We start from the raw sequence: 12,648 nt of genomic DNA, 5'->3' as shown, positions 1-12,648 counted from the left end.
GGATGCTGTCCCGGGGGCCTGCTCGTCCCCCTCCGGGGCAGGGGACGACGCGGCCTACGCTGAGCGGCGTGACCTTTCTGCGCGCGCTCGTGTCACTGATGCGGCTGCGCGGCTTCCGCCGGCTCTTCGCCGCCCGGGTCACGTCGCAGGGCAGTGACGGCATCTTCCAGGTCGCCCTCGCCAGCCATGTCCTGTTCAACCCCGAGCAGGCCGCCAGCCCCCGAGCGATCGCGGCAGCCTTTGCCATCGTCCTGCTGCCCTACAGCGCGCTCGGTCCGTTCGTCGGGGTGTTGCTCGACCGCTGGCCGCGGCGCCGGACCCTCGTTGTCAGCCAGCTGCTCCGCGCGGCCGCGATCGCCGGGGTGGCCGCGTTCGTGACGGGTGCGACCCTCAGTCCGGTCCTGTTCCTGCTGGTCCTGCTCGTGTTCTCGCTCAACCGCTTCGTGCTGGCCGGCTTCTCGGCCGCACTCCCCCACGTGGTCCGTCGCGAGGAGCTCGTCGAGGCCAACTCCATCGCGCCGACCCTCGGCTCGCTCGCCTACGCCTCCGGCGGCGCGGTCGGCGCCGGCGTCCACGCCCTCGGCTCGGACGTGGTCGTGGTGCTCGTCGCCACCGGCGGCACCCTGACGGCTGCCTGGGTCGTGTCGCGGCTGCCGTTCATCGGGCCGACGCAGGAGGTGGCCGGCCCACGGCTCGGCCAGGTCGTGGCGGCGGTCATGCGAGGGTTCGTCGAGATGGTCCGGACCTTGCCCGTGCGCGGCTGGCTCGTCCTCGCCCTCGTCTTCCTCACCCGGTTGCCGTTCGGCATCGTCCTGCTCCAGGCGCTGCTGCTGTCCAGGGGCCCATTGTCCGGCGCCGGGGGGACCGGCTTTCTCAGGTTCGGGGTCGCCGCCGCCGCCTCCGCGGTCGGTTTCGCGCTGGCCGCCTTCGTCACACCATGGCTGGCGGGCCGCTGGTCACCTGTCCCGTATGCCGCTGCCGCCCTCGCGCTCGCCGGCGCGGCCGCGCTCGGGCTCGGCTGGTGGCTCACGCTCTGGAGCACCGCGCTGCTCGCGGCCCTCGTCTCGTTCGGGTCCCAGTCGGTCAAGATCTGCTGCGACACACTCATGCAGCAGCACGTGCCGGACTCCCTTCTCGGCCGGGCCTTCTCGGCCTACGACCTGGTCTACAACGGCGGGCTCGTGGCCGCTGCCGGCGTCGGGGCCGCGCTGCTGCCGGCCAGCGGGCTACGGGCCTGGCCGGTGCTCGTCACGGGAGCCGTCTACATCCTGCTGGGGACCCGGCTCCAACCCGCTTGGCGTGCCGCCGACCGGGCGGACGCGCGCCGGGTCGCCTGACGAGGGACGTGCCGTGGCCGGCCTGGGACGGGCAGAGCAGGCGCGCCACTAGGCTCACGTGTCATGGCATCACCGGCCTTGCCCGTCACCCTTGACGACGTCCTCGCGGCCCAGCGTCTGCTCGAGGGCGTCGTCCGTCCGACCCCGCTCGAGTACACCCGCGGTCTGAGCGAGCGCGTCGGTGCGGAGACCCACCTCAAGTGCGAGAACCTCCAGCGCGCCGGGTCGTTCAAGATCCGCGGGGCCTACAACCGGATGGCGCGGCTCACCGAGGAGGAGAAGGCGCGCGGCGTCGTGTGCGCCAGCGCGGGCAACCACGCGCAGGGCGTCGCGCTCGCGGCGCAGATGCTCGGCCTGGAGGCAACCGTGTTCATGCCCGTCGGCGCTCCCCTGCCGAAGCTGCAGGCCACCCGGGGCTATGGTGCGCACGTCGAGCAGTTCGGCACGACGATCGACGAATGCCTTGTGCAGGCAAAGGAGTTCGAGGACCGGACCGGAGCGGTCCTCATCCACCCCTTCGACCACCCGCACATCGTTGCGGGCGCCGGCACGTGCGGGCTCGAGATCCTCGACCAGTGCCCCGACGTCCGGACGATCATCGTCGGGACGGGTGGCGGCGGGCTGCTGGCCGGCATCACGACGGTCGTCAAGACGCGCCGGCCAGACGTCACCGTCATCGGCGTGCAGGCGGAGCGAGCAGCGGCCTATCCGCTCTCCCTCGCCGCCGGCCACCCGGTGCCGCTCGCGGAGATGGCGACGATGGCCGACGGGATCGCGGTCGGCTGCCCCGGAGAGGTGCCCTACTCGATCATCAGCTCCCTGGTCGACGACTTCCGGACGGTCACCGAGGAAGAGCTCTCCCGGGCGGTCCTCTACCTGTTGGAGCGGGCCAAGCTCGTCGTCGAGCCGGCGGGGGCGGCAAGCGCCGCAACCCTGCTCGACGCGCAGGCCGGTGCCTTCGAGGGACCGATCGTCGCGGTCCTCTCGGGCGGGAACATCGACCCGCTCCTGCTGCTGCGGATCATCCGCCACGGGCTGTCAGCGGGCGGACGCTACCTCCAGTTCCGCGTGCGGGTGCCCGACCGACCCGGCTCGCTCGCCTCACTGCTCGACCACCTCGCGAAGGCCGAGGCGAACGTCCTCGAGATCGAGCACGTCCGCACCGCCGTGCCGCTCGGCATCGACGAGGTCGAGATCGGCGTCCGCGTCGAGACGAAGGGCGCGGACCATGCCGCCTCGGTCATCTCCGACCTGCAGGCCAACGGCTTCCATCCGATGCTCGGCTGAGAAGACTGAGACCGTGCTTCCCCAGATCCGTGCGACTCGCTACGTCACCCCCCTGAAGGAGGGCGGCTCGCTGCCCGGCATCGTCGAGGCGAGCGACTGCGGCACCTACGTGCTCAAGTTCCGGGGCGCGGGGCAGGGGATCAAGGTCCTCGTCGCGGAGGTCATCGTCGCTGCGCTGGCCCGGCTCCTCGACGTGCCGGTCCCGGACCTCGCCGTCGTCGACCTGGACGAGCGGATCGCCAAGTACGAGGCGGACGAGGAGGTCCAGGACCTCCTCACCGCCTCGATCGGCACGAACCTCGGGGTCGACTTCCTCCCCGGAGCGCTCGGCTACGACGGCGCGCTGCCGCCGCCGAGGGAGCTCGCCGAGCGGATCATCTGGCTGGACTCCCTCACCGCGAACGTCGACCGCACCTGGTCCAACCCCAACCTGCTCGTGTGGCACGGCCGGACCTACGCGATCGACCACGGCGCCGCCCTGTACTTCCACCACTCCTGGCCCGGCAGGGCGCCGGACCCGGATCGCTTTGCGGCGCAACCGTTCGACGCGAGCCGGCACGTCCTGCGGGATGTCGCCGGTGATGTCGCCGCCCGTCACGCCGAGCTGTCGGCTCTGCTCCCGCGGCCGGCCCTCGTCGCGGCGGTCGACGAGGTGCCCGATGAGTGGCTCGAGCCGACGCCGTGGCTCACCGACGCATCCGCGGTGCGAGCGGCATACGTGTCGATGCTGAGTGCCCGTCTCGCCGACCCGCGCGCGTGGCTGCCCACCGGGGGCGACCGGTGAACGGCTACCAGTACGTCGTCCTGCGCCTCGTGCCGCGCGTCGACCGCGAGGAGTTCCTCAACGTCGGCGTCGTCCTCTACAGCCAGGACGCGGGCTTTCTCGATGCCGCCTGGGAGATCGACGAGCGGCGGGCAGGCTGCTTCGCGCCTGGCTGTGACCTTGACGGCGTCCGGGCCGTCCTCGAGCGCCTCCAGGCGCTGTGTCGCGGTGAGAGTGGGCGCGGGCTGCCGACCTTCGACAAGCCGGGCCAGCGCTTCGGCTGGATCATCGCCCCCCGGTCCACCGTCGTGCAGCCGGGCCCCGTCCACGGGGGCCTCACCGCGGATCCCGGGGCCGAGCTCAACCGGCTGCTGGACGCCTACGTGCGCACCTGACCAGCCTGTGCCCGGGTCGTGGGGACTGCGGGTCGGCATACGATCGAATCATCACGCGGAGGTGCGGCCATGGGCGACCAGGACGAGCCCACCACCCGTCCCGAACCGTTGACGGGTGACCAGTTCGCCATGCTCTTCACGTTCCGCCGGGCGATGCTGCAGTTCACCAAGTGGAGTGAGCAGCGGGTCCGCACGGCCGGGCTGACCCCCCAGCAGTACCTCCTGCTCCTCGCGGTCCGAGCCTGGGTCGGTGAGGCGCCACCCAGCGTCGGCGACCTGGCGGCCGAGCTGCTCATCCGCCCCAACAGCGCGATCGAGCTGGTCAACCGGGCCGAGGCGCTGGGCCTCGTCGCCCGCGACCGTGACCCCCGTGACCAGCGGGTGGTGCGGGTGTCGCTGACCGACCGGGCACACGAGCTGCTCGACGGCCTTGCGAGCGCCCACCTGGCCGAGCTCGAGCGGGCGGCGGAGACGCTCAGCATCTCCGAGGAGTTTCTCACCACTCTCTCAGCGAAATTCCTTGGGCCGGATACGCGAATTGGGCAGTGATCTGCCGGCGCCGGTGGGTATACCCTCGAATTAGATCGCATCCCGATGTAATGGCCATGACCTCCCTCGGCCGTGACCGGAGCGAAGGCACGATGTCCATTCTGGCAACAATCCACCGCCCGGAAGACCTCGGTGAGCTCGACTCCGAGAGCCTCGTCCAGCTGGCGCAGGAGATCCGACAGGTCCTCGTCGACTCGGTCTGTGCGACCGGCGGCCACCTCGGACCCAACCTCGGTGTCGTCGAGCTGACGATCGCCCTGCACCGGGTCTTCCACTCGCCGAGCACCCCGATCGTGTTCGACACGGGCCACCAGGCCTACGTCCACAAGCTGCTGACCGGCCGGCTGCCCCAGTTCCCTTCACTGCGCAGGAGCGGAGGGCTGTCGGGCTATCCCAAGCGACATGAGTCTCCCCATGACCTCGTCGAGAACTCCCACGCGTCGACGGCGCTGGCCTATGCCGACGGGTTGAGCCGGGCCCTCGCGAGCCGAGGCGCAGCACAGCCGGTCGTCGCCGTCATCGGGGACGGCGCCATGACCGGCGGCCTCGCCTGGGAGGGCCTGAACAACATCGGCGCGTCCGGCCGGCGCATCGTCGTGGTGCTCAACGACAACGAACGCTCCTACGCCCCGACGGTGGGAGCACTCCCCGAGCACCTGCGTCGCCTGGTGGACCGGGCCGGCTATCCGGCGGTCGTGGCGCGGCTCGGCAGCGGCGCCAGCGATGGCTCGCAACCCGTCGCGCCGGGCCGTGACGCGACCCGCGGGGTCAGCCTGTTCCAGGCCATGGGCCTGGACTACCTCGGCCCGGTCGACGGGCACGACCTCGACGCCCTGGAGACGGCCCTGCGGCAGGCGCGAGGGTGCGACCACCCGGTCCTCGTGCACGTTCGCACCGAGAAGGGGCACGGCTACCTGCCCGCGGTCAACGACGAGGCCGACCACCTCCACTCCATCGGCGTGGTCGACGCCCGCACCGGCGCACCGAGCAGCGTGCCCAGCCGGACCTGGACCGACGTGTTCGGCGATGCGCTGCTCGCCGTGGCCGAGCGGCGTCCCGACGTCGTGGCGGTGAGCGCCGCGATGGTGGGCCCCACCGGCCTGCGCACGCTGGCGCAGCGCCACCCCGAGCGGTGCATCGACGTCGGCATCGCGGAGCAACAGGCCCTCGTGAGCGCGAGCGGTATGGCGATGGGCGGCCTGCACCCCGTCGTCGCCATCTACTCGACCTTCATGCACCGCGCGTTCGACCAGACTCTCCTCGACGCGGGTCTGCACCGGCTGCCCGTGACGCTCGTGCTCGACCGGGCGGGCATCACCGGCCCGGACGGCCCCAGCCACCACGGCCTGTGGGACCTCAGCCTGTTCGCCGGCGTGCCAGGCATGCGGGTCGCGGCCCCCCGGGATGCCGCCACGCTCGTCGAGGAGCTCGACGAGGCGGTGGAGCAGCCCGGTCTGACCGCCCTCCGCTTCCCGAAGGCCGCCGCGGCCGGGGCACTCCCGGCGCTCGACCGGGTCGCCGGCATGGACGTCCTGCGCCGGCCCCCGAACCCTGACGTCCTGCTCGTGACGGTCGGAGCGCTCGCGGGCGCTGCGGTCGAGGCGGCCGACCGGCTCCTCGCCGAGGGGATCCGCTGCACGGTGGTCGACCCTCGCTGGGCGCTCCCGGTCAACCCGGCCCTGCCGGACCTGGCGGCTGAGCACGACCTCGTCGTCACGGTCGAGGACGGGCTGAGGTCCTCCGGCGTCGGCGCCCACGTCGCCCGGGCCGTCGCCGACACCGGCGTCGATACCCCGGTCGAGGTGCTGGGGCTGCCAACCGAGTACATCGCGCACGGCGACCGCGGCGGCATCCTGCGTGAGCACGGGCTTGATCCCAGTGGCATCGCCCGCGCCGTCGCGGCGCGGCTCTCCGTGCCGGCCGGCCTGAGCGGCATACGGGACCGGGCGGAGCCGGACGCTCGGGTCCGGAGACCCGCCTGAGGGCCGCCATGGCTGCTACGGTCCGAGCCGCCGAGGCCGGCGAGAACTTCCCCGTCGCGTTGCGGATCCTGCCTGCGCGGCTGCGGTCCGAGCTGCACGCGACGTATCGCTACGCCCGCTACGTCGACGACCTCGGCGACGAGCTGACCGGCGACCGCGTCGCCGCCCTCGAAGCGGTCGCGGCCGAGGTCCGGCGGCTCTACGCGCGCGAGCCCGTCACGGACCCAGTGGTCGCCGGCATGGGGCCCCTCGTGCGCCGCGCCGGGGTGCCCGCCGACTGCCTGCTGCGCCTCGTGGAAGCGAACCTGCGCGACCAGGACCACCCCCGCTACCAGAGCTTCGCCGAGCTACTGGACTACTGCCGGCTGTCGGCGAACCCGGTCGGCGAGGTCGTCCTGACGATCTTCGGCGCAGCGACCCCCGACCGGGTCGAGCTGTCCGACCGGATCTGCACCGCGCTGCAGCTCCTCGAGCACTGGCAGGACATCGGCGAGGACTACGCCGAGGGACGGGTCTACCTGCCGAAGGAGGACCTCGACCGGTTCGGGGTGACCGAGGAGGACCTGGGGGCAGCGCGGGCCGGAGACGCGCTGCGGCGGCTCGTCGCCTTCGAGACGACACGGGCAGTGGCCTGGCTCGGTGCCGGCGCCCCCCTCGTGTCGACGCTGCACGGCTGGGCCCGCCTTGCCGTGTCCGGCTACGTCGCCGGGGGCTGGGCCGCCGCCGGCCGGGTCCGCCGCGCTGACCACGACGTCCTCGGGGGCCAGGTGAAGCCGACCCGGTCCGACATCGCGGCCGCTTGGGCCGAGGGCCTGCTGAGGCGGGCGGGATGAACGTCACCACTGCCTACCAGCGCTGCGAGGAGATCACCCGCGCCGAGGCGCACAACTTCTCCTACGGGATCCGGCTGCTCCCCCGGGAGCAGCGCCAGGCCCTCTCCGCCGTCTACGCGACCGCCCGCCGGATCGACGACATCGGTGACGGTGACGGCCCGGCGGCGGAGCGCGAGCGTGCCCTGGAGGCGCTCCGGGCCTGTCTCGGCGCGATCGAGGGCCGACGCGCCCACCCGCGGCGGCTCCCCACCGGCCCGCTCCCGCCGGACTGGTCCCCCGCCCCGTCTTCCGTGCCTGGCGCCGTCCCGCTCATGACCTCCGCCTCCCCGCCGAGTGCGCGGGACGACGCGCCGCTCGAGGGGGCGGTCCTCACTGCGCTGGCCGACGCGGCCGAGCGGCTGCCGATCCCGCTCGATGCCTTCGACGACCTCGTCGACGGCTGCCTGGCCGACGTCGAGGGGCGCCGCTACGAGACCTTCGAGGAGGTGGTCGGATACTGCCGGCAGGTTGCCGGGTCGGTGGGCCGGCTGTCGGTCGGCGTCTACAACCCGCTGCTGCTCGACGACGCGGAGCCGCTCGCCGACGACCTCGGGGTCGCCCTCCAGCTGACGAACATCCTGCGCGACCTCCGTGAGGACCGCCTCATGGGCCGCGTCTACCTGCCGCAGGAGGACCTGGACCGGTTCGGCTGCACGCTCGCCGTCGGGCTGGACGGCGCGATCGCCGACCCGCCCCGTCACTTCGACGCGCTCGTCCGGTTCGAGGCGCGCCGGGCCGAGGCCTGGTACGCCCGGGGGCTGACGTTGCTGCCCCTCCTGGACCGACGCAGCGCCGCCTGCACCGCCGCCATGGCGGGCATCTACCACCGGCTCCTGGGCCGCATCGCCGCCGAGCCGAGCGCGGTCCGCGGCCAGCGGCTGTCACTCTCGACGTCGGCGAAGGTGTCGGTGGCTGTCCACGCCATCGTGCGAGGTGCGGCATGAGCGCGCCGCCGGTCATCGTCGTCGGCGGCGGCCTCGCCGGGATCACCGCAGCGCTCGGGCTCGCCGACGCGGGACGCGAGGTCACGCTGCTCGAGGCGCGCCCGAGGCTCGGCGGCCGGGCGACGTCGGGGCGACGGCGTGGTCAGCCCGTCGACACGGGAGTGCACGTCGTCCTGCGCTGCTACGAGCACTACCTCGCCCTGCTCGACCGCCTCGGCGTCACCCCGCTCATCGCGCTGCAGGACCGCCTCGACATCGAGGTGCTCCTGCCCCGCGGCGAGCGGGCCCACCTGACTCGGTCACACCGTGGCCCGCCACCCCTGCACCTGCTGGCCGCCCTGCTCCGGTATGACGCGCTGCCGGGACCTGCCCGGCTCTCCGCCCTGAGGGCCGCCGCGGCCCTGCGGCACCTCGACCCGGACGACCCTGCCGTCGACCTCGACGCGTTCGGCACGTGGCTGCGGCGACACGGTCAGGACCCGTCCACGACCGAGGGCCTCTGGGGCCTGGTCACCACGGCCGCCCTCAACCTCGCCCCCGACGAGGCGTCCCTCGCCCTCGCCGCCCGGGTCTTCCGGACCGGTCTCCTCGACCGGGTCGACGCCGGGGACATCGGCATCCCGACGGTCCCGCTCAGCCTGCTGCACGAGGCACCGCCACGCAGTGCGCTGCTCGCGGCAGGAGCCCGGGTCCGTCTGGGCAGCAAGGTCGTCCGCATCGAACGCAGGGCCCGGGGGCTCGTCGTCGCCGTCCGCGACCGGCACCAGCAGGTGACCGAGCTACCGGCCGAGGCGGTCGTGCTGGCCGTCCCCCACGACCACGCCGCACAGCTGGTCCCCGCGGGTGCTGTCGACGACCCGGCGGGCTGGCAGGCCTTGGGTCACTCCCCGATCGTCAACGTCCACGTCGTGTTCGACCGCGCCGTCCTGCCCGTGCCGTTCGCCGCGGTCCCGGGCAGCGCCGTCCAGTGGGTCTTCGACCGCACCGCGGCGAGCGGACGCGCCGCTGGTGGCGAGCAGTACCTCGTGTCGTCCGTCTCCGCCGCCGACGACGCGCTCCACGAGCGCACGGAGGACCTGGTCCGGGTGCACCTGGCCGAGCTCGCCCGCCACCTGCCGGGCCTCGAGCACGCCCACGTCCTCGAGGCGTTCGTCACCCGCGAGCCACACGCCACCTTCAGGCAGCGCCCCGGCACCGGACGACTGCGACCCGGTCCGACGACCCACTGGCCGGACCTCGCGCTGGCCGGCGCGTGGACCGTCCCCGGGTGGCCGGACACCCTCGAGGCCGCTGTCCGCAGCGGCAGGGCGGCGGCGGCCCGGCTCCTGTCAGTCCCCATGACCGCGACCGAGCACGGCGATGCCGGGGTCAGCGCCCCCGCGCGAGCCCAGATGGAGGTGACGTCATGACCAGCGTCGTGACCGACAGCGTGACCATCGCCCGCGAGGCGACCCGTGAGGCACTGCACGCCTCCATCGAGCGCCTCGACCCCCGGATGCGCCACGTCTGCGGCTACCACCTCGGCCTCTGGGACGCCGATGGGGTCCCGACGGGCTTGTCGGGCAAGGGCGTTCGTCCGGAGCTCGTCCTCATCAGCACCGCCGCGACCAACCGTGACCCGCTCAGTGCGGTCCCGGCGGCCGTCGCCGTCGAGCTCGTGCACAACTTCTCCCTGGTCCACGACGATGTCATGGACGGTGACGAGTCCCGACGCCACCGCCCCACGGTGTGGGCCGCCTTCGGCCTGTCGACGGCCCTGCTCGCCGGCGACGCGCTGCTCGCCCTCGCGGGAGAGGTCCTCGCCGAGGCTCCTTCTCCCACGGTCGGCTATGCGGTCCAGGCCCTGAGCGCCACGACCCGGCGGCTCATCGCCGGTCAGGCCGCCGACCTCGCCTTCGAAACCCGGCCCGACGTTGCCCTGGAGGAGTGCCTGCGGATGGAGGCCGACAAGACCGGGGCGCTGCTCGCATGCGCCTGCTCGATCGGGCCCATGCTCGCCGACGCCCCGGCCTGCTCGGCGGCCGCGCTGGCGGAGTTCGGCGAGCGGGTCGGCATCGCCTTCCAGCTCGACGACGACCTGCTCGGCATCTGGGGCGCCACGGAGCGCACCGGCAAGCCGGTCCTGTCCGACCTGCGCTCCCGCAAGAAGTCGGCACCGATCGTCGCAGCGCTCACGTCGGGCACGGCGGCCGGCGCGGCCCTGCGCGCGCTCTACCGCCAGGAGGCGCCGCTCGACGAGGACGAGCTGGCGCGGGCCGCCGAGCTCGTGGAGGAGGCCGGTGGCCGCACCTGGGCCGAGCGCCGCGCCGCCGCCGAGCTCGATGCCGCCCTGCGTCTGCTCGCGGAGGCCTTCCCCGACCCGCACCGTGCGGCGCCGCTTGCCGCCATGGCGACGCGCCTCGCCGGCCGGGACCACTGAAGGGACTTCCGCATGACGATGCAAGCCGACCGCAACCTCACGACCGACGAGCCCGGCACGTCGCCGGCCCGCTCGGCGCTCGACCGCTCGGTCGCCCGGCTCCGGGCCCTGCAGCACCCGGAGGGATGGTGGAAGGGCGAGCTCGAGACGAACGTGACCATCGAGGCCGAGGACCTGCTCGTGCGTCAGTTCCTCGGCATCCGGACCGACCGGGAGACGGAGTGGACCGCTCGGTGGATCCGCAGCAAGCAGCGCGGGGACGGCTCGTGGGCGACCTTCCATGGCGGCCCGGCCGACCTCTCCACGACCGTCGAGGCCTACCTCGCCCTGCGACTCGCCGGAGACCGACCCGAGGACGCGCACCTCGTCCGGGCCCGGGACGTCGTGCGTGCCCTCGGTGGTCTCGAGCAGTCCCGCGTCTTCACCCGGATCTGGCTGGCCCTCTTCGGCCTCTGGCCCTGGGACCGGTTGCCGGCCGTCCCGGTCGAGCAGGTCCTCCTGCCCGCCTGGGTCCCCCTGTCCGTCCACGACTTCGCCTGCTGGGCACGCCAGACGATCGTGCCGATCGCCGTGCTCTGCGCGTTGCGTCCGCACGCCGCCCTCGGCTTCGACATCACCGAGCTGTATGCCGCTGAGCCGGCGCCGACGCGCCCGTCACGTGGGAGCGGGGCGGGCTCAGCGCCATACCGCCGCCTCACCATGGAACGGGGCCGGGCGCTGCTCGGTCAGGTGCTCGACGTGGGCCTGCGCGTCTTCGAGCGGCACCACCCCGGCAGCCTGCGCAGCAGGGCGCTGCGTCGGGCCGAGGCCTGGATCATCGAGCGCCAGGAGGCGGACGGGTCCTGGGGCGGCATCCAGCCGCCGTGGGTCTACTCGCTGATGGCCCTGCGCACCCTGGGGCGGCCCCTCGACGACCCGGTCATGCAGCTGGGCCTGGGCGGGTGGAGCCGGTTCACCGTCGAGGAACCGACGCCCGACGGGCCGGTCCGGCGGATCGAGGCCTGCCAGTCCCCCGTGTGGGACACCGCGCTCGCCCTCGTCGCCCTCGGGGACGCCGGCCTCCGGCACGACGACCCCGCGGTCGCCCGCGCCGTCGACTGGGTGCTGCGCGAGGAGATCACGACGCGCGGTGACTGGGCGGTGCGGCGCCCGCACCTGGCCGCCGGCGGCTGGGCGTTCGAGTTCGACAACGACCTCTATCCCGACGTCGACGACACGGCGGAGGTCGTGCTCGGGCTCGACCGGGTCGGGGCTGGCGGGACGGCCCCGGCCGTGCGCGGGACGGACTGGGTGCTGGGCATGCAGTGCCGGGACGGCGGCTGGGCCGCGTTCGACGCCGAGAACACCAGCACCCTGCCCCTTGCCCTGCCGTTCTGCGACTTCGGCGCGGTCACCGATCCCCCGAGCGCCGACGTCACCGCGCACGTCGTCGAGCTGCTCGGCCTGACCGGCCGCGCCGCCAGCCCGGCCGCCCGGGCCGGCCGGGACTGGCTGCTGCGTGCCCAGGAGCCGGACGGGTCGTGGTTCGGGCGCTGGGGCGCCAACCACGTCTACGGGACCGGGGCGGCCCTGCCCGCGCTCGTCGCCGTCGGGGTGGAGCCGCAGGAGCCGGCCGTGCGGCGAGGCGCCGCCTGGCTCGAACAGGTGCAGAACGTCGACGGCGGCTGGGGCGAGGACCTGCGCTCCTACCGGGACCCGTCGCAGCGCGGGCGGGGCACCTCCACCGCCTCGCAGACCGCCTGGGCCCTGCTCGGGCTGCTCGCCGCAGAAGAGTCCGGCTCGGACGCGGTCCGGCGCGGCGTGCAGTGGCTCGTGGAGCACCAGCAGCCCGACGGCGGCTGGGACGAGCCGCACTACACCGGCACCGGCTTCCCCGGCGACTTCTACATCAACTACCACCTCTACCGGCTCGTCTTCCCGGTCAGCGCGCTGGCGCGCTACGTGCGGAGCCTGTCGTGAGCACGGCCGTGCTCGTCTGTGCGCCGTCCGCTCGGGAGGCAGCCGCCCTGCGCGCAGGACCCAGTGGCCCGCCGGTCGTCCGGACCGGCGTCGGGCCCAACGCGGCCGCGCGCGCCGCGGCGAGCCCCCGGATCCGGAACG

The 12,648-nt window shown here is 73.7% G+C and carries 11 protein-coding genes; all 11 read left to right on the top strand.

Translation table 11 applies throughout. The annotated features are described in order from the left end of the window. Nucleotides 1–68: 68 nt before the first annotated feature. The 11 genes from N864_RS00310 (at nucleotide 69) to shc (ending at nucleotide 12,507) form a co-directional block, all read left to right on the top strand. On the top strand, nucleotides 69–1,337 hold the full coding sequence (locus tag N864_RS00310; protein ID WP_081793225.1) for an MFS transporter: 1,269 nt from the start codon (nucleotides 69–71) through the stop codon (nucleotides 1,335–1,337). 63 nt (nucleotides 1,338–1,400) lie between these two features. Next, nucleotides 1,401–2,624: a threonine ammonia-lyase gene (gene ilvA / locus N864_RS00305; RefSeq protein WP_034712018.1), complete on the top strand. Its 1,224-nt coding sequence runs from the start codon at nucleotides 1,401–1,403 to the stop codon at nucleotides 2,622–2,624. A 13-nt stretch (nucleotides 2,625–2,637) separates the two neighbouring features. Further along, complete coding sequence (locus N864_RS00300; protein WP_034712016.1) at nucleotides 2,638–3,408, top strand: HipA family kinase; 771 nt, start codon at nucleotides 2,638–2,640, stop codon at nucleotides 3,406–3,408. After that, entirely contained in the window at nucleotides 3,405–3,782 is a 378-nt protein-coding gene (locus N864_RS00295) for a DUF3037 domain-containing protein (RefSeq protein WP_034712107.1), read from the top strand. The genes N864_RS00300 and N864_RS00295 overlap by 4 nt, the downstream gene beginning before the upstream one ends. 69 nt (nucleotides 3,783–3,851) lie before the next feature. Further along, nucleotides 3,852–4,331, top strand: a complete 480-nt coding sequence (locus N864_RS00290; protein WP_034712015.1) for a MarR family winged helix-turn-helix transcriptional regulator — start codon at nucleotides 3,852–3,854, stop codon at nucleotides 4,329–4,331. Nucleotides 4,332–4,423: 92 nt separating this feature from the next. After that, nucleotides 4,424–6,313, top strand: coding sequence for a 1-deoxy-D-xylulose-5-phosphate synthase (dxs, locus tag N864_RS00285; RefSeq protein ID WP_034712105.1), 1,890 nt, complete (start codon nucleotides 4,424–4,426; stop codon nucleotides 6,311–6,313). Between the two features lie 8 nt (nucleotides 6,314–6,321). Continuing rightward, nucleotides 6,322–7,146 (top strand): squalene synthase HpnC, encoded by an 825-nt coding sequence (gene hpnC, locus N864_RS00280; RefSeq protein WP_034712012.1) that lies wholly within the window; start codon nucleotides 6,322–6,324, stop codon nucleotides 7,144–7,146. Beyond that, entirely contained in the window at nucleotides 7,143–8,129 is a 987-nt protein-coding gene (locus tag N864_RS00275; protein ID WP_034712009.1) for a squalene/phytoene synthase family protein, read from the top strand. Before hpnC ends, N864_RS00275 begins: the two co-directional genes overlap by 4 nt. Continuing rightward, entirely contained in the window at nucleotides 8,126–9,538 is a 1,413-nt protein-coding gene (hpnE, locus tag N864_RS00270) for a hydroxysqualene dehydroxylase HpnE (RefSeq protein WP_081793224.1), read from the top strand. The genes N864_RS00275 and hpnE overlap by 4 nt, the downstream gene beginning before the upstream one ends. Further along, nucleotides 9,535–10,548, top strand: coding sequence for a polyprenyl synthetase family protein (locus N864_RS00265; protein ID WP_034712007.1), 1,014 nt, complete (start codon nucleotides 9,535–9,537; stop codon nucleotides 10,546–10,548). The genes hpnE and N864_RS00265 overlap by 4 nt, the downstream gene beginning before the upstream one ends. 12 nt (nucleotides 10,549–10,560) lie before the next feature. After that, entirely contained in the window at nucleotides 10,561–12,507 is a 1,947-nt protein-coding gene (shc, locus tag N864_RS00260; protein ID WP_034712004.1) for a squalene--hopene cyclase, read from the top strand. Nucleotides 12,508–12,648 lie beyond the last annotated feature (141 nt).

Source organism: Intrasporangium chromatireducens Q5-1, from assembly GCF_000576575.1.
GTDB classification, from domain to species: Bacteria; Actinomycetota; Actinomycetes; order Actinomycetales; family Dermatophilaceae; genus Intrasporangium_A; species Intrasporangium_A chromatireducens.
This window is presented reverse-complemented; position numbering and strand designations above follow the sequence as displayed.

Bases quoted from the DNA above. Each gene is read 5' to 3' on its own strand.
- ilvA (WP_034712018.1), top strand. From the start codon at position 1,401: ATGGCATCACCGGCCTTGCCCGTCACCCTTGACGACGTCCTCGCGGCC.
- N864_RS00290 (WP_034712015.1), top strand. From the start codon at position 3,852: ATGGGCGACCAGGACGAGCCCACCACCCGTCCCGAACCGTTGACGGGT.
- dxs (WP_034712105.1), top strand. From the start codon at position 4,424: ATGTCCATTCTGGCAACAATCCACCGCCCGGAAGACCTCGGTGAGCTC.
- hpnC (WP_034712012.1), top strand. From the start codon at position 6,322: ATGGCTGCTACGGTCCGAGCCGCCGAGGCCGGCGAGAACTTCCCCGTC.
- N864_RS00275 (WP_034712009.1), top strand. From the start codon at position 7,143: ATGAACGTCACCACTGCCTACCAGCGCTGCGAGGAGATCACCCGCGCC.
- hpnE (WP_081793224.1), top strand. From the start codon at position 8,126: ATGAGCGCGCCGCCGGTCATCGTCGTCGGCGGCGGCCTCGCCGGGATC.
- N864_RS00265 (WP_034712007.1), top strand. From the start codon at position 9,535: ATGACCAGCGTCGTGACCGACAGCGTGACCATCGCCCGCGAGGCGACC.
- shc (WP_034712004.1), top strand. From the start codon at position 10,561: ATGACGATGCAAGCCGACCGCAACCTCACGACCGACGAGCCCGGCACG.